Annotated in this window: 17 protein-coding genes; 12 read left to right on the top strand and 5 right to left on the bottom strand. The window is 70.8% G+C overall.

Translation table 11 applies throughout. From position 1 onward, the window contains the following. Position 1: 1 nt before the first annotated feature. A complete protein-coding gene (locus ACN27E_RS06970; protein WP_422747711.1) occupies positions 2-1,663 on the bottom strand; it encodes an acetolactate synthase large subunit in 1,662 nt (553 codons plus the stop codon). Positions 1,664-1,904: 241 nt separating this feature from the next. On the opposite strand from ACN27E_RS06970, the gene ACN27E_RS06965 reads away from it, so the two are divergent. From ACN27E_RS06965 to ACN27E_RS06940, 6 genes are all read left to right on the top strand, one after another. Beyond that, positions 1,905-2,999: a type III polyketide synthase gene (locus tag ACN27E_RS06965; protein ID WP_422747710.1), complete on the top strand. Its 1,095-nt coding sequence runs from the start codon at positions 1,905-1,907 to the stop codon at positions 2,997-2,999. Positions 3,000-3,009: 10 nt separating this feature from the next. Further along, positions 3,010-3,510: an isoprenylcysteine carboxyl methyltransferase family protein gene (locus ACN27E_RS06960; protein WP_422747708.1), complete on the top strand. Its 501-nt coding sequence runs from the start codon at positions 3,010-3,012 to the stop codon at positions 3,508-3,510. A gap of 142 nt (positions 3,511-3,652) precedes the next feature. Then, complete coding sequence (locus ACN27E_RS06955) at positions 3,653-5,932, top strand: MMPL family transporter (protein WP_422747706.1); 2,280 nt, start codon at positions 3,653-3,655, stop codon at positions 5,930-5,932. Between the two features lie 47 nt (positions 5,933-5,979). Continuing rightward, a complete protein-coding gene (locus ACN27E_RS06950; protein WP_422747704.1) occupies positions 5,980-7,047 on the top strand; it encodes a type III polyketide synthase in 1,068 nt (355 codons plus the stop codon). Further along, positions 7,044-7,556: an isoprenylcysteine carboxyl methyltransferase family protein gene (locus tag ACN27E_RS06945; RefSeq protein ID WP_422747702.1), complete on the top strand. Its 513-nt coding sequence runs from the start codon at positions 7,044-7,046 to the stop codon at positions 7,554-7,556. Before ACN27E_RS06950 ends, ACN27E_RS06945 begins: the two co-directional genes overlap by 4 nt. Beyond that, positions 7,553-8,569 carry an NAD(P)/FAD-dependent oxidoreductase gene (locus ACN27E_RS06940; RefSeq protein ID WP_422747700.1) on the top strand — a complete coding sequence of 339 codons (1,017 nt, stop codon included), beginning with the start codon at positions 7,553-7,555 and terminating at the stop codon, positions 8,567-8,569. The genes ACN27E_RS06945 and ACN27E_RS06940 overlap by 4 nt, the downstream gene beginning before the upstream one ends. A 21-nt stretch (positions 8,570-8,590) precedes the next feature. On the opposite strand, the gene mbtM is transcribed toward ACN27E_RS06940, so the two are convergent. Continuing rightward, positions 8,591-10,168 carry a long-chain-fatty acid--ACP ligase MbtM gene (gene mbtM, locus ACN27E_RS06935; RefSeq protein WP_422747697.1) on the bottom strand — a complete coding sequence of 526 codons (1,578 nt, stop codon included), beginning with the start codon at positions 10,166-10,168 and terminating at the stop codon, positions 8,591-8,593. A gap of 110 nt (positions 10,169-10,278) precedes the next feature. Then, positions 10,279-10,593 carry a GlsB/YeaQ/YmgE family stress response membrane protein gene (locus tag ACN27E_RS06930; protein ID WP_422747696.1) on the bottom strand — a complete coding sequence of 105 codons (315 nt, stop codon included), beginning with the start codon at positions 10,591-10,593 and terminating at the stop codon, positions 10,279-10,281. A 131-nt stretch (positions 10,594-10,724) separates the two neighbouring features. Here ACN27E_RS06930 and ACN27E_RS06925 point away from each other — a divergent pair, with 131 nt between their 5' ends. The 6 genes from ACN27E_RS06925 (at position 10,725) to ACN27E_RS06900 (ending at position 16,917) form a co-directional block, all read left to right on the top strand. Continuing rightward, a complete protein-coding gene (locus ACN27E_RS06925; protein ID WP_422749684.1) occupies positions 10,725-11,114 on the top strand; it encodes a secondary thiamine-phosphate synthase enzyme YjbQ in 390 nt (129 codons plus the stop codon). 97 nt (positions 11,115-11,211) lie between these two features. Continuing rightward, positions 11,212-13,905 (top strand): alanine--tRNA ligase, encoded by a 2,694-nt coding sequence (alaS, locus tag ACN27E_RS06920; protein ID WP_422747694.1) that lies wholly within the window; start codon positions 11,212-11,214, stop codon positions 13,903-13,905. 4 nt (positions 13,906-13,909) lie between these two features. Then, positions 13,910-14,431, top strand: coding sequence for a Holliday junction resolvase RuvX (gene ruvX, locus ACN27E_RS06915; RefSeq protein ID WP_422747692.1), 522 nt, complete (start codon positions 13,910-13,912; stop codon positions 14,429-14,431). Further along, complete coding sequence (locus ACN27E_RS06910; protein WP_422747690.1) at positions 14,424-15,671, top strand: endolytic transglycosylase MltG; 1,248 nt, start codon at positions 14,424-14,426, stop codon at positions 15,669-15,671. The genes ruvX and ACN27E_RS06910 overlap by 8 nt, the downstream gene beginning before the upstream one ends. Then, positions 15,649-16,476, top strand: coding sequence for a shikimate dehydrogenase (locus tag ACN27E_RS06905; protein WP_422747689.1), 828 nt, complete (start codon positions 15,649-15,651; stop codon positions 16,474-16,476). Before ACN27E_RS06910 ends, ACN27E_RS06905 begins: the two co-directional genes overlap by 23 nt. Before the next feature lie 18 nt (positions 16,477-16,494). Next, entirely contained in the window at positions 16,495-16,917 is a 423-nt protein-coding gene (locus ACN27E_RS06900) for a prepilin peptidase (RefSeq protein ID WP_422749683.1), read from the top strand. Here ACN27E_RS06900 and helR read toward each other — a convergent pair. Both helR and ACN27E_RS06890 read right to left on the bottom strand, forming a co-directional pair. Then, complete coding sequence (helR, locus tag ACN27E_RS06895; RefSeq protein ID WP_422747687.1) at positions 16,904-19,084, bottom strand: RNA polymerase recycling motor ATPase HelR; 2,181 nt, start codon at positions 19,082-19,084, stop codon at positions 16,904-16,906. The two genes, ACN27E_RS06900 and helR, sit on opposite strands and share 14 nt — an antisense overlap. After that, positions 19,081-20,106, bottom strand: coding sequence for an NADPH:quinone reductase (locus ACN27E_RS06890; protein WP_422747685.1), 1,026 nt, complete (start codon positions 20,104-20,106; stop codon positions 19,081-19,083). Before ACN27E_RS06890 ends, helR begins: the two co-directional genes overlap by 4 nt. Positions 20,107-20,117 lie beyond the last annotated feature (11 nt).

The raw sequence follows: 20,117 nt of genomic DNA, 5'->3' as shown, positions 1-20,117 counted from the left end.
GTCAGGACCAGGATTCGTCGAGTTCGCCGAGCGATTCGATCAGCGCGCTGTTGGCGCGGTAGTCCACCGGGCAGGCGACCACACTGACCGTGTCCGCGGCCAGCGCCTCCCGCAGCGTCGGCAGCAGTTCGGCGGCCGAGGTGATGCGATACCCCTTGGCGCCGAAGCTCTCGGCGTAGGCCACGAATTCCGGGTTGGTGAACCGGGTGTCGACGTTGTGGCCGATCTCCAGATCCATCTTCCAGCTGATCAACCCGTACGCCTCGTCGACCCAGATCAGGATCACCATCGGGGTGCCGATGCGCAGCGCGGTCTCGATCTCCTGCGAGTTCATCAGGAACGCTCCGTCACCGGTGGCGACCAGCACCTTCGCCGACGGCCGGGCGATCTTCGCCGCGATCGCGCCGGGCACCGTCCACGCCATCGTCGACAACCCGTTGGAGATCAGGCAGGTGTTCGGTTCGTAGGTCGGGTAGAGCCGGGCCATCCACATCTTCAAGGCACCGGTGTCGACCAGCGCGATGTCGTCGCGGGCCAGCGCGGCCCTGGTGTCGGCGACGATCCGAGCGGGGGTCAGCGGGAAGCTGTCGTCGGCCCGCCCGCGGTCGAGTTCCTCGGCGAGCAGCCCCCGAATCCGTTCCTGCCCCGACGAAAACGGCTCGTCGCGGTGCACCGCGGCGGCCAGTTCGTCCAGACAGCGCCCGATGTCGGCGTGCAAGCCGACCGCGACGTCGTAATGCGCGTCGACCTCGGCGGGAAACCGGTGGATGTGGATGATCCGGGTGTCGCCGCGCGGATTGATCCGCACCGGGTCGAACTCCTGCAGTTCGTAACCGGCCGCGACGATGACGTCGGCCTGGTCGAATCCGAAGTTGACGTAGTCGTGCCGCATGAATCCGACGGCGCCCAGGGCCAGGGGATGATCGTCGGGCATGACGCCTTTGCCGTGGAACGTCGTGGCGACCGGAATGCCGAGGGCTTCGGCGAAGCGGCGCACCGCCGCCGACGCCTCGCCGCGCGCGGCGCCGTGGCCGGCGAGCAGCACCGGGTTGCGCGCCGAGCCCAGGATCTCCGCGGCGCGGGCGATCTGGGCGGCCGACGGATCGTCGGGGCGTGGCACGTTGATCGGCAGCGGAGTGGCCTCGGCGGGGGTGCCGGCATCCTCGACGTCCTCGGGCACGGCCAGATAGACCGCGCCGGGACGTTCGGTCTGGGCGAGTTTGAATGCCTTGCGCACCATCTCGGGCACCGATCCCGGGGTGGCGACCAGCGCCGACCACTTGGTCACCGGCGCGAACATGGACACCAGATCGACGCCCTGATGTGACTCCTTGTAACTGCGCCGCATGCCCACCTGCGCCGACAGCGCCAGCACCGGAGTGGAATTGGTGGTCGCGTCGGCCACCCCGAGCAGCAGATTGATCGCGCCTGGTCCGAGCGTGGCTGAGCACACCCCGGCCCGGCCGGTCAGCCGGCCGTACACCTCGGCCATGAACGAGGCGCCCTGCTCGTGGCGGGTCAGCACGTAGTCGATCGGGGAGCGCGACAGTGCGTCCACCAGCCGGATGTTCTCCTCGCCCGGGATGCCGAACACGTGGGTGACGCCTTCGTTCACCAGACAGTCTACGATCAGATCAGCGGTGGTGCGACTGTCCTCGGGCATGCCGTGAGCTAACCACAGCGCACCGGCCGACAGCGTTCCGGTACGGAATTCGCATCACGCTGCCAGATTCGCCGCCATTTCTGACAATGGCAGCAACGCCATTGTCAGATTCCCGGCGCCATTCCAGTTTCGGGTCGATGAACAGGCACTTCAAGACCACATCTGCCGATTTCCAACGCCATGTCGCGGTATTGATGCAATCGTCCGGGAAGAGAAATCAAGGCGAGCCGTTGTCCATTTCATGACAGATATCGCCATTCAAGAACGCGCCACGTCCCGTGTGCACCGGGGCGCCTCCCGGATCGCGGGCACCGCGACGGCGTTCACCCCCTACCGCTACAGCCAGGACGAGGTCGCCCGCGAACTCACCGACTTCGCCGACCCGGGTTTCGCCCGGTTCGCCCGCACCAGCGGGGTGGAACACCGCAGCCTCGCGCTGCCGATCGAGCGCTATCCCCGCCTGTCGGGGTTCACCGAGGCCAACGACGCCTACCTCGAGGTGGCGACCGAACTCGGCGCCCGGGCCGTCCGCCGGGCGCTGCAGGCCGCGCACGTGCGGCCCGATGAGGTCGACGCGATCGTCGCGGTGTCGAGCACCGGTGTCGCGGTGCCGACCATCGATGCGCGGATCTGCTCACAGCTCGGGCTCCGCGAGGACGTCAAGCGCATCCCGCTGTTCGGGCTGGGCTGCGTCGCGGGGGCCGCCGGACTGGCGCGGGTGCACGACTACCTGCGCGGCTACCCCGACCACGTCGCGGTCCTCGTCTCGGTGGAACTCTGCTCGCTGACCCTGCAGCGCGACGACATGTCCGTGCCGGCGCTCATCGGGGTGTGTCTGTTCGGCGATGGCGCCGCCGCCGTCGTTGCGACCGGAGCCGACCGGGTGCCGGCCACGCCGGCGCGGAACCCGAGGGTGCTGGCGACCCGCAGCCGGCTGTTCCCCGGAACCGTGGACGTCATGGGCTGGAACGTCAGCTCCAGCGGATTCGGGCTGGTGCTGTCGCGCGACGTCCCGCGGATGGCCGACGACCATCTGGCCGGGGAGGTCGACCGCTTCCTCGCCGCGCGCGGGCTGACCCTCGACGACATCTCGTCGTGGGTCTGCCATCCGGGCGGGCCCAAGGTGCTCGAGTCGATCCAGGGTGCGGTCGGGATGCCCGCCCAGGCGCTGCGGCACAGCTGGGACTCGATGCGCGAGAACGGCAACATCTCCTCGGCGTCGGTGCTCGACGTCCTCGGCCGCACCATCGCTGCGCCGCCGCCCGAGGGATCGCTCGGGCTCATGCTCGCGATGGGTCCCGGGTTCAGCTTCGAACTGCTGCTCCTGGCCTGGTAGGGGGCGGGTCATGTACTACCTGTTCGTGCTCGCGGTCGGCGTCGAGAGACTGTTCGAGCTGGCGGTGTCACGCCGCAACACCCGCTGGTCGATCAGCAACGGCGGGCGGGAGTTCGGCCGCGGTCACTATCCGGTGATGGTCGCCCTGCACACGCTGCTGCTGGTGTCCTGCGTGGTCGAGGTGTGGGGCGGGCACCGTCCCTTCATCCCGTGGCTCGGCTGGCCGATGGTGGCGGTCGTCGCGGCGAGCACCGCGGTTCGCTGGTGGTGTGTGGCCACCCTCGGAAAGCGCTGGAATCCGCGGCTGATCGTCATCCCCGGGGCGTCGCTGGTTCAGCGCGGACCCTACCGATTGATGCACCACCCGAACTACACTGCCGTTACCGCGGAGGTGGCCGCACTGCCGCTCGTGCACTCGGCGTGGGTCACCGCGATCGTGTTCAGCGTGGCCGACGCCGCGCTGCTCAGCGTTCGGATCCGCGCAGAGAACGACGCCTTAGGATACGCATGACCCGTCAGCGGTGCCGTCGCAGCGGACGTGCCCATCGGCGGGCATTGCCTGGTAGCGCACCGCGAACCGGCCCGGTGATGCAGGATGTCGCGGTGCAGAACCCTTCTCCCGCGCGGACGAGCCCGCCCATGCCGGGGCCGGCGTGTTAGCGCGCCTGGCCGCGCTGGCGATCGCCGCCCCGCGCCGCATCATCGCCTGCGCCGTGCTGGCCGCGGTGGCCGCGGCGGTGTTCGGGATCCCCGTGGCCGGGAAGCTGTCCGCCGGGGGGTTCGCCGACCCCGCCGCGGAGTCGTCGCGAGGTCAGGCGCTGCTGGCGCAGCGGTTCGACCAGGGCGACCTGCAGCTGCTCATCACCGTCACCTCGCCCGACGGCGCGACCGGCCCGGCCGCCCGCCGGGTGGGCACCGAGATCGTCGACGAGTTGCGGGCCTCACCCGACGTCGCATCGGTGAGCTCGGCGTGGACGGTGAAAGATCCGGCCGCGGCCGGGATGCTCAGCGAGAACGGTCAGGCCGGGCTCATCGTCGCCGGGGTGACCGGCGGTGAGAAGCACGCCGAGGGCAACGCCAAGGAACTCACCGACGCCATCGGTGGCGAGGTGTTCGAGCGCGACGGGGTGAGTGTCCGCGCCGGCGGTGTCGCGATGGTGAACAACCAGATCACCAAACAGACCCAGGAAGACCTGTTGCTGATGGAGTCGATCGCGATTCCGTTCAGCTTCCTGGTCCTGGTGTGGGTGTTCGGTGGACTGCTCGCCGCCGCTGTTCCCGTCGGTGTGGGGCTGATCGGCATCGTCTGCTCGCTGGCGGTGCTACATGCGATCACCTTCTTCACCGACGTGTCGGTGTTCGCGCTCAACCTCTGTATGGCCATGGGTCTCGCCCTGGCCATCGACTACACCCTGCTGATGGTCAGCCGCTACCGCGACGAGTTGGCCCTGGGCGCCACCCGCGAGGCCGCGCTGACCCGGATGATGGTGACAGCCGGGCGCACCGTGGTGTTCTCCGCGACGACGGTCGCATTGCCGATGATCACCATGGTGCTGTTCCCGATGTACTTCCTGAAGTCGTTCGCCTACGCCGGCGTCGCCACCGTGATCTTCGCGGCGCTGGCCGCCCTGGTGGTGACACCCGCCGCGATCGCCCTGCTCGGCGATCGGATCGACGCCCTCGACGTCCGCCGACTCGGCCGTCGGCTCCTGGGCCGTCCGGACCCCACCCCCAAACCGGTCGAGCGGCAGTTCTGGTACCGCTCCACCACGTTCGTCATGCGCCGCGCCGTGCCGATCGGGCTGGCCGTGATCGCGCTGCTGCTGGTGGCCGGTGCGCCGTTCCTCGGGGTGCGCTGGGGACTGCCCGACGACCGGGTGCTCCCGGCGTCCGCATCGGCCCATCAGGTGGGCGATCAGCTGCGTACCGAGTTCACCGACAACAGCGCCACCGCGGTTTCGGTGGTGCTGCCCGACTCCCGGGGCGTCACCCCCGAGGAGATGACGCGCTACGCGGGCGATCTGTCCCGGGTCCCCGACGTCATCTCGGTCTCCGCGCCGGTCGGCACCTTCGTCGGCGGACGCAACGCCGGCCCGCCGACCGCGCCGACCGGCGAACGCGACGGCAGCACTTTTTTGACCGTGTCGACGTCGGTGCCGTTGTTCTCCGACGCCTCCGAACGTCAACTGGACCGGCTCCACGACGTCGCGGTCCCCGACGGCACACCGGTTCAGCTGGCCGGGGTGGCCCAGAGCAACCGTGACAGCGTCGACGCCATCACCTCGAAGCTTCCGCTGGTGCTCGGGCTGATCGCGGTGAGCACCTTCTGCCTGCTGTTCCTGCTCACCGGCAGTGTGGTGCTGCCGCTCAAAGCGCTTGTCCTCAATGTGCTCTCGCTGACCGCGGCGTTCGGTGCGATGGTGTGGATCTTCCAGGAGGGCCATCTCGGCGCCTTCGGCACCACCCCCACCGGAACCCTGGTCGCCAATGTGCCGGTGCTGCTGTTCTGCATCGCCTTCGGTCTGTCGATGGACTACGAGGTGTTCCTGATGTCGCGGATCCGCGAATTCTGGCTCGGCTCCGCGCAGACGCGGGCTGACGTGACCCGAAGCGTCGCACTGGGTCTCGCGCACACCGGCCGGGTCGTCACCGCGGCGGCCCTGGTGATGTCCATCTCGTTCGCCGCGCTGATCGCCGCCAACGTGTCCTTCATGCGGATGTTCGGTCTGGGCCTGACGCTGGCCGTGCTGACCGACGCGACGCTGGTGCGGATGGTGCTGGTGCCCGCATTCATGCGGGTCGCCGGCACCTGGAACTGGTGGGCGCCACGCCCGTTGGTGAAACTGCACGACCGTCTCGGTCTGCGGGAGGGGCCGCCGCCGGAACCCGCGGCGGCGCCGGCCGAGCCGATCGTCGAACAGAGCCGGTCGTGACCGAGGTAGACACCCGAAATGACATGAGCGCAAATAGGATCCGTCGCATGCCGATAACCAGCACCATCGCCGGCGTCCACGGCGTGCTCCCACCGCACTGCTACACCCAGGACGAGGTGACCCGGGCGCTACTCGACCTGTCCGGATACGAGGACGCCGAGCCGATCGTCACCGCCCTGCACAAGAGCGCCAAGGTGCAGACCCGCTATCTCACACTGCCGCTCGAGCAGTACGCCACCCTGGACGACTTCGGCGAGTCGAACCGGCTGTTCATCGAGCACGCCACCGAGCTGGGCGCCGAAGCGCTGCTGGGCGCTCTCGACGAAGCGGGGTTGGCGCCCGCCGACGTCGACCTGATCATGACCACCACGGTCACCGGCGCGGCCGTGCCGAGCCTGGACGCCCGGATCGCCGCGCGGGTCGGTCTGCGCCCCGACGTACGCCGCGTCCCGGTGTTCGGGCTGGGGTGCGTGGCGGGGGCCGCCGGCGTGGCCCGGCTCAACGATCACCTGCGTGGTGCGCCCGACGGCGTCGCGGTCCTGGTCTCGGTCGAGCTGTGCTCGCTGACCCGTAAACACCAACCGTCGATGGCCACCCTGGTGGCCGGTGCGCTGTTCGGCGACGGCGCCTCGGCGGTGGTCGCGGTCGGCGAGCGCCGCGCCGAGGCGATCGGGGCCGGCGGCCCGATCGTCATCGACTCCCGCAGCCACCTGTACCCGGATTCGTTGCGCACCATGGGCTGGGACATCGGCACCCACGGATTCGAGATCGTGCTGAGCCCGGAGGTGCCCGAATTCGTCGAACGCTATCTCGGCGACGATGTCGTCGGATTCCTGGCGGCGCACGATCTGACCGTCCCCGACATCGGGGCATGGGTCAGTCATCCCGGCGGCCCGAAGGTGATCGAGGCGATCACCGCGACGCTGGGCCTGCCCGACGGCGCGCTCGAGCTGACGTGGCGCTCGCTGGCCGAGGTCGGCAACCTGTCGTCGTCGTCGGTGTTGCACGTGTTGCGTGACACCATCCGCAAGAAGCCGCCGGCCGGCAGCCCGGGACTGCTCATGGCCATGGGTCCGGGCTTCTGTTCCGAATTCGTCCTGATGCGGTGGCAATGACGCGCCGCTCGAACTACCCCCTGCTCATCGGCGCCGTCGCCGTGGAGCGAGTCGCCGAATTGGTTGTCTCGCAACGAAACCTGGCGTGGAGCCGGTCCCGCGGCGGAACCGAGTTCGGCGCCGGTCATTATCCGGTCATGGTGGTGCTGCACACCGGTCTGCTGGCCGGCTGCCTCGCCGAGGCCCGGCGCCGGCACCCGTCGCGGCGGGTCACGGCTGCCGCGCTGACGGTCGCCGTGCTCGCCCAGGCCCTGCGGTGGTGGTGCATCACGACGCTGGGACGGCAGTGGAACACCCGGGTGGTGGTCATCCCCGGTGCGGCCCGCGTCGCCCGGGGACCCTATCGATTGATGCCGCATCCCAACTACGTGGCGGTGGTCCTCGAGGGCGTGGCGCTGCCGCTGGCCGGCGGGGCCTGGCTGACCGCCACCGTCTTCTCGGTACTCAACGCGGTACTGCTGCGGACCCGGATCTCGGTGGAGAACACCGCCTTGGCGAGGCTGGAGTGATCGACCTGCTCGTCGCCGGGGGCGGGCCCGCGGGCCTGGCCACAGCGACGCACGCCGCCCGGGCCGGGCTCGAGGTGGTCGTCGTGGAGCGCCGCCGGGGCACCATCGACAAGGCGTGCGGCGAGGGGTTGATGCCGCATTCGATCCAGGCGCTCGAGCGGATCGGGGCGATCACCAAGGGACGGGATTTCCACGGCATCACCTATCTGGACGGTACGCACCGGGCCGATGCCCGGTTCCGGTCCGGGGCCGGCCGCGGGGTGCGACGCACCGTCCTGCACGACGCGCTGAGCGAGGCGGCCCGCGCCGCCGGCGTGCGCGTCGAGATCGGCGAGGTCGGCGACATCGTGCAGGACGACACCTCGGTGCGCGCCGCGGGGATCCGCGCGCGCTATCTCGCCGCCGCCGACGGATTGCACTCGCCGATCCGCATGTCGCTGGGTCTGTCGCAGCCTGCGGGGGACCGGCGGCGCTGGGGAATCCGCCGGCACGTCGGTATCGAGCCGTGGTCGGACCGCGTCGAGGTGCACTGGTCGCCCGATGCCGAGGCCTATGTGACACCGGTGGCCGACGATTGCGTGGGCGTGGCGATCCTCAAGTCCAGTCGCGGCGGCTTCGCCGAGGGCCTGCGGCATTTCCCGGCCCTGGCCGAACGGACCGACGGGCTGCCGCACGGCCCCGATCGGGCGGCCGGCCCGCTGCGCCAGCGGGTGCGGCACCGCACCGCGGGCCGGGTGCTGCTCGTCGGTGACGCGGCCGGCTACGTCGACGCGTTGACCGGCGAGGGTCTCGGGCTGGCGTTCGGGGCGGCCGAACTGCTCGTCGAATGCGTGGTGACCGGACGCACCGCCGATTACGACCGGCGGTGGCGGCAACTGACGCGGCGCTACCGGTTGCTCACCGTCGCGCTGCTGCACGCCAGCGGCGTCGCGCCGGTGCGGTCGCGGATCACCCCGGCCGCGGCCGCGCTGCCCCGGGTGTTCGACCGCGTGGTCAACGCGCTGGGTCACTAGGCTTTCGGCGACAGCCGGGTGCTAGCCGAGCCGGCCGGATTCGAGGCTGCGCCGGACCTCGAAGCGGCGCAACTTGCCCGACGACGTGCGGGGCAGTGATCCCGGTCTGACGAACACGACATCGGCAGGCACCACCCCGCACTGCGAGGCGACGCGCTGCAGCAGCGCACTGCGGGCCCCGTCCTCGTCGCGACCGCGGAATTCCGCGGCGATGACCAGCCCGGGGCGGATGGACCCCTCGCCGGTGCCCACCGCCACCACGGCACCCTCGCGGACACCGGCGACCTGTGCGGCGACCTGTTCGACCTCGGCGGGGAACACGTTGCGTCCGGCGACGGTGATGATGTCCTTGGCCCGCCCGCACACCACCAGGGCGCCGTCGACCAGATAGCCGACGTCGCCGGTGGCGAACCATGCACCGGGAGCCAGCGCCGGGCCGTCGCGGTAGCCCGACATCATCGAGGTGCCGCGGATCTCGATCTCGCCGGCCTCGCGGTCCGTCACCGCCGAGGTGTCGTCGGCAACGATACGAATCTGCATCCCGTCGATCGGCTGCCCGAGCACCGCGTGTCTGCGCACCACGGACCCGGTATCGGAGCGCACCGTGGTCTCGTCGACCACCAACCCGGTGCCCGGTACGGGAACCGTGACCGCACAGGTCGATTCGGCCAGCCCGTAGGAGGGCGACAGCGCGCCGGCGGAGAAACCGAAGCGGGCCATCTCGGTGGCGAAGCGACCGGTCAGCTCGCAATCCACCGGCTCGCCGCCGTTGAGGGCGAAGCGCACAGCGGACAGATCGACGTCGCTGACACGGCGGGCGTATTTACCGATCATCCCGAAGGCCATGTTCGGCGCCGCGGTGAACGTCGCGCGGCTCTGCGAGAGCCAGTGCAGCCAGCGGAACGGGGAGGCCTGGAACGCCGAGGTGGGCGCCTGCCAGATCTCGCCGCCGACGATGGCCGCCGACAGCAGGAAACTCAGACCCATGTCGTGGTAGAGCGGCAGCCACGAACATCCCACGTCCCCGGCACCGGAACCGGTGCGGGCATTGAGCCCGCGCAGATTCGCCAGGACGGCGTCGGACGACATCAGCACGGTCCGTGGTGTTCCGGTCGAGCCCGCGGTGCCCTGCAGGATCGCCACGTCGCTGCGCGGCGGCGGCGCGGTGAACGCCGCGGACCGTCCGGGCCGGGCCCAGTCGGTGAGCTCGCCGATCCGCACCGCGGGCGCGGCGCCGGTGAGCTGATCGAGATACTCGCCGGTGCTCAGCACGGCCTCGGCGCCGGCCGCGGTGAAGCGCGCCATGGTCGTCTGCGCCCACTGCCCGGTCGACGCCCCGCGGATCGGACCGGGCAGGACGGCGACGCCGCGCCCGGCGAGGACGGAACCCAGGATGCTCGCGATCATCTCGACGGTCGGCTCACCGACCACGCCGACGGCGGCAGCGTCGACGTCGGCGATCCGCTCGGCCACATTCTGCGCGCGGGCGAGCACCTCGGACCAGGGGTGGCGATGCCAGTCGCCGGCGCGGTCGAGCAGCACCAGATCCCTCGACGAGGTGGTCATTGCCGTGGTGAGCGCGGCTGCCAGGGAGTTCATCGCGAGCACAGTACCGCGGCAGGTCAGGCGAGGCTACCCTTACTCATCCGCGCGTCCAACGGCGACGGCCCCGGCGGGCCGTACCCACCGGGGCCGTCGATCGGGGAAGGTCAGCGCAGCAGGCCGCTGCGGCGGCGTCCGCCGATGACACCGCTGCGGCGACGTCCGCGCATCAGCGCCGAGACCAGCGCCACACCCAGGGCCGCGACGATGACCTGGACGAGCAGTTCCATCCAGTCGATGCCGGCGGTCGCCGTCGGAATGCCGATGGCGCGCGCCACGGCGGTGCCGATCAGCGCCGACACGATGCCCACGAGGATGGTGACCAACATGCCGATCGGCTGCTTGCCGGGTACCACCAGCCGGCCGAGCGCGCCGACGACGATACCGATCAGGATTGCGGTGATGAGGCCGGTGATGGTCATTGTTCCTCCATGGTTGACGCGGGGTCGCCGTTGCTGGCTGCGACCGGAAATACCCTGCGTACGCAGCGGATAAACGGCGGCACCCGAATGTCGGGCGGCCGCTTTCGTACGCTGAACCCATGGAGACCGATCTGCTCGACGTCGACACCTCGACGCGGCGCCTGGTGGACCTGACCGATGCGGTGCGAGAGTTCTGCGCGGGGCGGCGCGACGGTCTGTGCAACGTCTTCGTCCCGCACGCGACCGCCGGTGTCGCGATCATCGAGACCGGCGCGGGCTCCGACGACGATCTGCTCGACACCCTGGAGCGATTACTGCCCCGCGACGACCGCTACCGGCACAGTCACGGCTCGCCGGGACACGGCGCCGACCATGTGATGCCGGCGCTGATCTCCCCGTCGGTGACGCTGCCGGTCGCCGACGGAGAGCCGCTGCTGGGCACCTGGCAGAGCGTGGTGCTGGTCGATCTCAACCGGGACAACCCGCGGCGTTCGGTGCGACTGAGCTTCGTCGGCGGATGAACGACTGATGCGCGCCAGTCGTCGCGGTGATTCCGCATGTGCGGCGACCGGTACTGTAGATCGGTCTATTACCCGAGCTGACAAGGACACCTCAGACGTGCAGACACACGAGATCAGGAAGCGCTTCCTCGATCACTTCGTGAAGGCGGGCCACACCGAGGTGCCCAGTGCCTCGGTGATCCTCGACGACCCGAACCTGCTGTTCGTCAACGCCGGCATGGTGCAGTTCGTCCCCTATTTCCTCGGTCAGCGCACCCCGCCCTGGAACCGGGCCACCAGTGTGCAGAAGTGCATCCGCACCCCCGACATCGACGAGGTCGGCATCACCACCCGGCACAACACCTTCTTCCAGATGGCCGGCAATTTCAGCTTCGGCGACTACTTCAAGAAGGGCGCCATCGAATTCGCCTGGACGCTGCTGACCAACCCGCAGGACCGGGGCGGCTACGGGTTCGATCCCGAAAGGCTGTGGGCCACAGTCTATCTGGATGACGACGAGGCCATCGGCTACTGGCAGGAGGTGGCGGGGCTGCCGCTCGAGCGCATTCAGCGCCGCGGCATGGCCGACAACTACTGGTCGATGGGCATCCCCGGACCGTGCGGTCCCTCCTCGGAGATCTATTACGACCGCGGCCCCGAGTACGGCGTCGAGGGCGGACCGGAGGCCAACGAGGACCGCTACATCGAGATCTGGAATCTCGTCTTCATGCAGAACGAACGCGGCGAGGGCACCTCCAAGGAGGACTTCGAGATCCTCGGCCCGCTGCCGCGGCAGAACATCGACACCGGGATGGGCATCGAGCGGGTGGCGTGCCTGCTGCAGGGTGTCGACAACGTCTATGAGACCGATCTGTTGCGCCCGGTCATCGACCTCGTCGCGGGGCCGGCCCCGCGCGGGTACGGCCAGGGCAACCATGAGGACGACGTCCGCTACCGCATCATCGCCGACCACAGCCGCACCGCGGCGATCATCATCGGCGACGGGGTCAGCCCGGGTAACGAGGGCCGCGGCTACGTGCTGCGCCGGCTGCTGCGCCGCATCATCCGCGCGGCCAAACTGCTCGGCGTCGACCAGCCGATCATGGCGGATCTGATGGTCACCGTGCGCGATGCGATGAGCCCGTCGTATCCGGAACTGGCCACCGACTTCGATCGCATCCAGCGCATCGCCGTCGCCGAGGAGACCGCCTTCAACCGGACGCTGGCCTCGGGGTCCCGGCTCTTCGAGGACGCGGCCCGGGCGACCAAGGCCTCGGGTGCCGATCGCCTGTCGGGCAGCGACGCGTTCACCCTGCACGACACCTACGGATTCCCCTTCGAGCTGACCTTGGAGATGGCCGCCGAGGCGGACCTGTCGGTCGACGAGGAGGGTTTCCGCGGTCTGATGGCCGAGCAGCGCCGGCGCGCCAAGGCCGACGCCGCGGCGCGCAAGCAGGCGCACACCGATCTGACCGCCTACCGCGACCTGGTCGATGCGCACCCCACCGAGTTCACCGGTTTCGACGAACTGACCACCGAGGCGCAGATCCTCGGCGTCTTCGTCGACGGCCGCCGGGTACCGGTGGTCGGCCACGACACCGCGAGCGCCCAGAACCGCATCGAACTGGTCCTCGATCGCAGCCCGTTCTACGCCGAGTCCGGCGGTCAGATCGCCGACGAGGGGTCGATCACCGGGACCGGTGGATCGGGTACGGCCAAGGCGGCCGTCTCCGATGTGCAGAAGATCGCCAAGACCCTGTGGGTGCACCGGGTGACCGTCGAGTCCGGCGAATTCGTGGAGGGGGACACCGTGGTGGCCGCGGTGGACCCGCGCTGGCGCCACGGCGCCACCCAGGGCCACTCGGGAACGCATATGGTGCACGCCGCGCTGCGCCAGGTGCTCGGTCCCAACGCCGTGCAGGCCGGCTCGCTCAACCGCCCCGGCTACCTGCGCTTCGACTTCAACTGGCAGGGTGCGCTGAGCGACGATCAGCGCTCGCAGATCGAAGAGGTGACCAACGAGGCCGTCGAAGCCAACTTCGAGGTGCACAGCTTCACCACCGAACTGGAGAAGGCCAAGGCGATGGGTGCCATGGCGCTGTTCGGTGAGAACTATCCCGACGAGGTCCGGGTCGTCGAGATCGGCGGGCCGTTCTCGCTGGAACTGTGTGGCGGCACCCACGTCGGCAGCTCCGCCCAGATCGGCCCGGTGACCATCCTCGGCGAATCGTCGGTCGGCTCCGGGGTGCGCCGGGTGGAGGCCTACGTCGGCCTGGACTCGTTCCGCCACCTCGCCCGGGAACGTGCGCTGATGGCGGGACTGGCGTCGTCGCTCAAGGTGCCCTCGGCGGAGGTGCCCGCGCGGGTGGCCAACCTCGTCGAGCGGCTCAAGTCCGCCGAGAAGGAACTCGACCGGATGCGGCTGGCCAACGCGCGGGCTGCGGCGGCCAACGCCGCGGCCGGCGCCGAAAAGATCGGGAACGTGCGCGTGGTGGCCCAGCGGATGGCCGCCGGCATGTCCGCCGGTGACCTGCGCACCCTGGTCGGCGACATCCGCGGCAAGTTGGGCGCCGATCCGGCGGTCGTCGCGCTCATCGCCGAAGGCGAGAACGACAGCGTGCCGTTCGTGGTGGCGGTCAACGCGGCCGCCCAGGACCTCGGTCTGCGCGCCGACGACCTGGTCACGCAGATCGGCGCAGCGGTGAACGGCCGTGGGGGCGGCAAGGCCGATCTGGCGCAGGGCTCGGGTAGGGGGGCAACGGGGATCGACGCGGCGCTGGCGGCGCTGCGTGCCCAGATCGAGCGGAGTTAGCGGCGTGGCCGACACCGAGCACCGATCGCCCGACAGTCCCGGCGTCCTGGATCCGGGGCGCGGGCGGCGGCTCGGCATCGACGTCGGCTCGGTGCGGATCGGGGTCGCCACCAGCGATCCGGACGCGATCCTGGCCACACCGGTGGAGACGGTCCCGCGGGACCGCCGCGCCGACCGGCACCTGCGGCGGTTGGCGCGACTGGTGGCCGAGTACGAGGCGGTCGAGGTGATCGTCGGGTTACCCCGCACCCTGGCCAACCGCACCGGTCCGGCCGCACACGACGCCATCGACGTTGCCGAGGCACTCGCCCGGCGCATCGCTCCCATCCCGGTGCGGATGGCCGACGAACGACTCACGACGGTCACCGCGCAGCGCACTCTGCGCGACGCGGGCGTGCGGGCCAGGGGCCAGCGCGCCGTGATCGACCAGGCTGCGGCGGTGGGGATTCTGCAGAGCTGGCTGGACCAGCGACGCACTGCCCTGACAGCTCGAGAAGAGGGCTTCGGAGAGGGAGAACGTGACTGAGGACTGGGCTCCGGAGCGGGCAGAGCCCGTGGCGGTCGGACCACCGCGACAGCGGCTGACCCGCTCGGAGCGGATGCGGGCGGCGCGCAACCGCCGGCGGCGACGCCTGGTGGGCGTGCTGTCGCTGGGCGTACTCATCGCCATCGTCATCGGTGTGGTGTTCCTGGGGTCACGGCTGTGGCATGGGATCTTCGGCGGCGGAGGCGACGACTTCGCCGGTCCCGGGGTCAGCGACGTGGTGATCCAGGTCCACGACGGCGACTCGACCACCGCCATCGGACAGACGCTGCTCGACCACAATGTCGTGGCGACGGTCAAGGCGTTCGTCGACGCCGCGTCGGGTAACTCCGACATGTCGGCGATCCAGCCCGGGTTCTACAAGGTCCGCACCGAGATCCCGGCCGCCGACGCGGTCGAGCGGCTCACCGATCCGCAGAGCCGGGTCGGCCGACTGGTGATCCCCGAGGGCCGCCAGCTCGACGACGTACGCGACGTCAAGACCAATGCCGTCACCGAGGGCATCTTCACCCTGATCTCCAAGGCCACCTGCGTCGACCTCGACGGCGCCCAGCGATGCGTGCCCGTCGACGCACTCAAGCAGGTCGCCGCCGATACCCCACCGGCCGAATTGGCCGTGCCCGAATGGGCCGTCGGGCCGGTCAGCGCGATGGGCGACGACCACCGCCGCATCGAGGGGCTCATCGCGCCCGGCACATGGAACATCGATCCGTCGGCGCCGCCGCTGATCACGCTGTCGACGCTGTTGCGGGCCAGCGGCAGCCAGTACGCCCAATCCGGGCTGATCGACACCGCCCAGGCGATGAACATGTCGCCCTACCAGATCCTCACGGTGGCGTCGCTGGTGCAGCGGGAATCCAAACCGGAGGACTTCGCGAAGGTGGCGCGGGTGATCTACAACCGGCTCGCCGAGAACCGGACACTGGAGTTCGACTCCACGGTGAACTATCCGCTCGACCGCATCGAGGTGGCCACCACCGACGCCGACCGCGCGGTGAACAACCCCTGGAACACCTACGTCCGGCCGGGGCTGCCCGCCACGCCGATCTGCTCGCCGAGTCAGCCGGCGCTGGCCGCGGCCGAACAGCCGGCCGCCGGTGACTGGTTGTACTTCGTCACCATCGACCTGCAGGGCACGACGCTGTTCACCCGGGACTACAACCAGCACCTGGCCAACATCGAGCTGGCACGGCGCAACGGTGTCCTCGACAGCGCACGCTGACCGGCCGCGCCGGGCCGCGGTGCTGGGATCGCCGATCGCCCATTCGCGGTCGCCACAGCTGCACCTGGCCGCGTACCAGGCGCTGGGCCTGACCGGTTGGAGCTACGACCGCATCGAGTGCACGGCCGAACAACTGCCCGGGCTGGTCGGCGGGTTCGGCCCGGAGTGGGTCGGGGTCTCGGTGACGATGCCCGGAAAATTCGCCGCGCTGCAGTTCGCCGACGAGCGCACACCGCGCGCCGAACTGGTCGGCTCGGCCAACACGCTGGTGCGCACGCCGGCCGGCTGGCGTGCCGACAACACCGACGTCGACGGCATCCGGGGCGCCCTGGGCGACCTGCCCGCCGGCAGCGCGGCGGTGGTGGTCGGGTCCGGGGGGACCGCGCCGGCCGCCGTCGTCGGGTTGGCCGACCTGGGTGCGGCGGCGGTGACCATCGCCGCCCGCAGCGCGGACAAGGCGGCGCCGCTGGTCGAGCTGGCCGGCCGGGTCGGGCTGCGGGGGCGCTGGTGCCGCCTCGACGGCGGGGAGTTGGCCGGCGTCGTCGCCGAGGCCGCTGCGGTGGTGAGCACCATCCCCGCCGAGGCCGCCCGCGGCCACCTCGAAGCGCTGGCCGCCACCCCGCTGCTGCTCGATGCGATCTACGACCCGTGGCCGACCCCGCTCGCGGACGCGGTGTCGGCGGCGGGCGGCCGGGTGGTCAGCGGATTGCAGATGTTGCTGAACCAGGCGTACGCCCAGGTGGAGCTGTTCACCGGGTGCCCGGCGCCCAAAGAGGCGATGAAGGCGGCACTCGACGGGGCTTAGCGTTTCGGTGTGGGGGAGATGGTCGCCGGGGCGGCGGTGCTGGTGTGGTGTACGGCGCTGAGCGGATACGACATCCGGCACCGCAGGCTGCCGAACTGGTTGACGCTGCCGGGGGCGGTGGTGATCCTGTCCGGAGCCGTGGCGGCGGGGCACGGTGGACCGGCGCTGGCCGGGGCGGGGGTCCTGTTCGCGGCGTACGCGACGGTCCACCTGGCGGCCCCGGCGGCGCTGGGGGCAGGCGACGTCAAACTCGCCCTGGGCACCGGTGCGCTGACCGGTGCGTTCGGCCCGGACGTCTGGCTCCTGGCAGCCCTCGCCGCCCCGCTGCTGACCGCGGTGTGCGGCCTGGTCGCGGTGGCGGCACGCGCCCGGTGCACGCTGGCGCACGGGCCGTCGATGTGCCTGGCCAGTGCGGTCGCGGTGGGCCTCACCCTGGTGTGAGCCCGGCCAGGGCCGGCGGCAGCGGGTCGACGTGCAGAACCCCGAGCCGTTGGGTGGCCCGGGTGAGCGCGACGTACAACTCGGCCGCCCCGCGGGGGCCGTCGGCGAGGATCTTCTCCGGCGCCACCACCAACACCGCGTCGAATTCCAGGCCCTTGGTCTCCGACGGCGCGACCACCCCGGGCAGGCCGGGCGGTCCGATCACCACGCTGGTGCCCTCGCGGGTGGCCTCGGCGCGCACGAATTGCTCGATCGCCGAGCCCAATTCGGCTTCGGAGACCTGTTTGGCCCAGGGCCGCGTGCCGCAGGACCGCACCGACTCCGGCGGCTGCACCCCGGGTGCGACCTCGGCGAGGACGGCCGCTGCGACGGCCATGATCTCCGCCGGTGTGCGGTAGTTGACCGTCAGCGCCCGGTACCGCCAGCGGCCGGGGACGTAGGGCGCCAGCATCGCGTCCCAGGATGTCGCGCCGGCCGCGGACCGGCGCTGGGCGAGGTCGCCGACGATCGTGAACGACCGGCTCGGGCAGCGCCGCATCAACACCCGCCAGTCCATCTCCGACAGTTCCTGCGCCTCGTCGACCACGATGTGCCCGTAGGTCCAGTCGCGGTCGGCGGCGGCGCGTTCGGCCACGTCGCGGGTGTCGCGTTCGGCCATCCGCTCGGCCAGCTCCTCGGCGTCGATCACATCACGCGCCAGCAGCAGATCCTCGTCGTCCATCAGGTCCTCGCGGTCGACCATCAGGTCGAGCACCCCGGCGGCGTACGCCTGCTCTTCGCGGCGTTCCCGTTCGGCGGCCTCCTCGGCGGCCCGGTCCCGGCCGAGCAGATCGACCAGCTCGTCGAGCAGCGGGACATCGGAAACGGTCCAGGCGTCGCCGTCGGCGCGGTAGAGCGCGGGGTCGGCGCCGGCGGCCCGCAACCGCTCTGCCGAGCTGTACAACGAGGCGAGCAGGGAGGTCGGCGTCAGGATGGGCCAGAGCTCGTCGATCGCGGCGCTGAGCTGTTCGTGGTCGGCCAGCTCCTCGGTGATGTCGCTGCGCAGATCGGCCAGCGCGTTGACGTCCTCGCGGTCCAGCCACCCGCGCGCCACCCGCGACACCGCCCGCTCGGTCAGCACATAGGTGATGATCTCCCGGAACTTCGCCCGAGAGTCGTTGTGCGGCAACCCGAGATCGCGTGCCTCCTGCCGGGCCCACTCGGCGGTTGCGGCGTCGATGCGCAGCGTCACGTCCGACAGCGACACCGGGAGGGGTTCGGTGGGCAGGCGCTGCCGGTCGGCGATGGCCGCGGCCAGAACCGGAAGGATCGTCAGCGCTCCCTTCAGCCGGGCGACGTCCGGTTCGTCCTCGGCGTCGGTGCGCACACCGGGCCACAGGTCACCGGGAGTCGAGAACACCGCCTCGGATTCACCCAGGGACGGCAGCACCCGTCCGATGTGGTCGAGGAAGGTGTGGTTGGGACCCACCACGAGGACACCGCTGCGCTCGAACCGGGTGCGGTGCGTATAGAGCAGATAGGCGACGCGGTGCAGTGCCACCACCGTCTTGCCGGTGCCCGGACCGCCCTCGATCACCAGCACGCCCGGGTGGTCGAGCCGGATGATCTGGTCCTGCTCGGCCTGGATGGTCGCGACGATGTCGCGCATCCCGTCGCCGCGCGGCGCGCTGACCGCCGCCAACAGCGCCGCATCGGCATCGCGGCTGCCGTCCTCGACGGTGGGCCGGCCGAAGACCTCGTCGGTGACGTCGATCAGGCGGCGGCCCCGGGTATGGAATTGCCGGCGCCGGCGCATCCCCTCGGGGTGGGCGCCGGTCGCGACGTAGAACGCGCGGGCCGCCGGCGCCCGCCAGTCCAGCAGCAACGAATCCGCCTCGACGTCCTCGTCGAGGATGCCGATGCGCCCGATGTAGCGCCGCTCACCCGACTCGGTGTCCAGCCGGCCGAAGCACAAACCCTGGTCCGGAACGTCGAGGCGTTGCCGTTGTTTGGCCACGGCGCGCACCTCGGCGTCGCGCTGGAACAGCGTGCCGCCGTCCCCCCGGTCGACGGGACTGCGCAGGGCGGCGCTGTACCGGTCGTTCAACCGGGCCCGGTCGGCGTCGAGGCGCGCGTAGAGCCGATCGAGGTAGGCCTGTTCGGCCTGCAGCTCGTCGTCGCAGGTCACTCGCTCACCCGGATCAGCACCTTGCCCGTCACCCCGCTCTCGACCGCGTCGTGGGCGGCCGCCGTCTCTTCGAGCGCAAAATAGTGCACGGGCAGCCCGGCGTCGTCGCCGACCGCCATGGCGCCGTCGCGGACCGCGGCGGCCACATCGGCACCCGCGGCGGCGAGGACGTCGTCGCCAACGGTGTAGAGGACCAGGAACTGGTAGCGGGCGTTGAGCCACATGTTGGAGACGATGTCGAGCTCGACGCCGGTGCCGCCGTTGTTGGCGTAGATGGCGATCGTCGCCCGGTTCTTCACGACGGCCGCGTCCAATGCGGCGTTCTGCGCCGGCGCCACCTCCACCACGATGTCGACCCCGTCGGGGGCGACGGCGCGTATGGCCGCCGCGGCGTCCTCGGCCCGATAGTCGACGACGTGGTGGGCGCCCGCCGCGGAGGCCAGCGCCGCCTTCTCCGGACTGCTCACCGTCGTGACGACGCGGGCGCCGGCCCACCGGGCCAGCTGGATGGCGGCATGGCCCACCGCCCCGGCGCCCCCGGCCACCAGCACCGTGGCACCCTGCAGGGCGCCCGGCGCCAGCCGCGACGGCCAGCCCTCGGCCACCGTCAGCGCGCGGTGTGCGGTGATCGCCGGCACCCCGAGGCTCGCCCCGACCTCGAAGGAGACGTCGTCGGGCAGCGGTACGACGCGTTGCGCGGGCAGCACGACGTACTCCTGCGCCGTCCCTTCCGGATCGTTGTGCTGAGCCATGAACACCCAGACCCGATCGCCCACGGACACGCCCTCGACGCCCGCGCCGACGGCGTCGACCAGCCCTGCGCCGTCGTGGTGGGGGACCACCTCGGGGAATTCGAGCTCCTGGCCGGGCGCGGTGCCGGCGCGGTGCTTCCAGTCGGTGGGGTTCACCCCGGACAGCACCACCCGCACCCGCACCTGTCCGGCGCCCGGGTCGGGCACCGCACGCTCGCCGAGTCGCAGGACAGAGCTGTCGCCGGTGCGGGTATAGCTGATCGCCTTCATGGCACCCACAA

Source organism: Mycobacterium sp. WMMD1722 (assembly GCF_049315205.1).
In the GTDB taxonomy this organism is placed as follows: Bacteria; Actinomycetota; Actinomycetes; order Mycobacteriales; family Mycobacteriaceae; genus Mycobacterium.
The sequence above is the reverse complement of the archived record's forward strand: the minus strand, read 5'-3'. Positions and strand labels throughout refer to the sequence as shown.

Coding starts and splice junctions, on each gene's coding strand:
- ACN27E_RS06970 (WP_422747711.1), bottom strand. CDS start 1,663: ATGCCCGAGGACAGTCGCACCACCGCTGATCTGATCGTAGACTGTCTG.
- ACN27E_RS06965 (WP_422747710.1), top strand. CDS start 1,905: ATGACAGATATCGCCATTCAAGAACGCGCCACGTCCCGTGTGCACCGG.
- ACN27E_RS06960 (WP_422747708.1), top strand. CDS start 3,010: ATGTACTACCTGTTCGTGCTCGCGGTCGGCGTCGAGAGACTGTTCGAG.
- ACN27E_RS06950 (WP_422747704.1), top strand. CDS start 5,980: ATGCCGATAACCAGCACCATCGCCGGCGTCCACGGCGTGCTCCCACCG.
- ACN27E_RS06945 (WP_422747702.1), top strand. CDS start 7,044: ATGACGCGCCGCTCGAACTACCCCCTGCTCATCGGCGCCGTCGCCGTG.
- mbtM (WP_422747697.1), bottom strand. CDS start 10,168: ATGAACTCCCTGGCAGCCGCGCTCACCACGGCAATGACCACCTCGTCG.
- ACN27E_RS06930 (WP_422747696.1), bottom strand. CDS start 10,593: ATGACCATCACCGGCCTCATCACCGCAATCCTGATCGGTATCGTCGTC.
- ACN27E_RS06900 (WP_422749683.1), top strand. CDS start 16,495: ATGGTCGCCGGGGCGGCGGTGCTGGTGTGGTGTACGGCGCTGAGCGGA.
- ACN27E_RS06890 (WP_422747685.1), bottom strand. CDS start 20,106: ATGAAGGCGATCAGCTATACCCGCACCGGCGACAGCTCTGTCCTGCGA.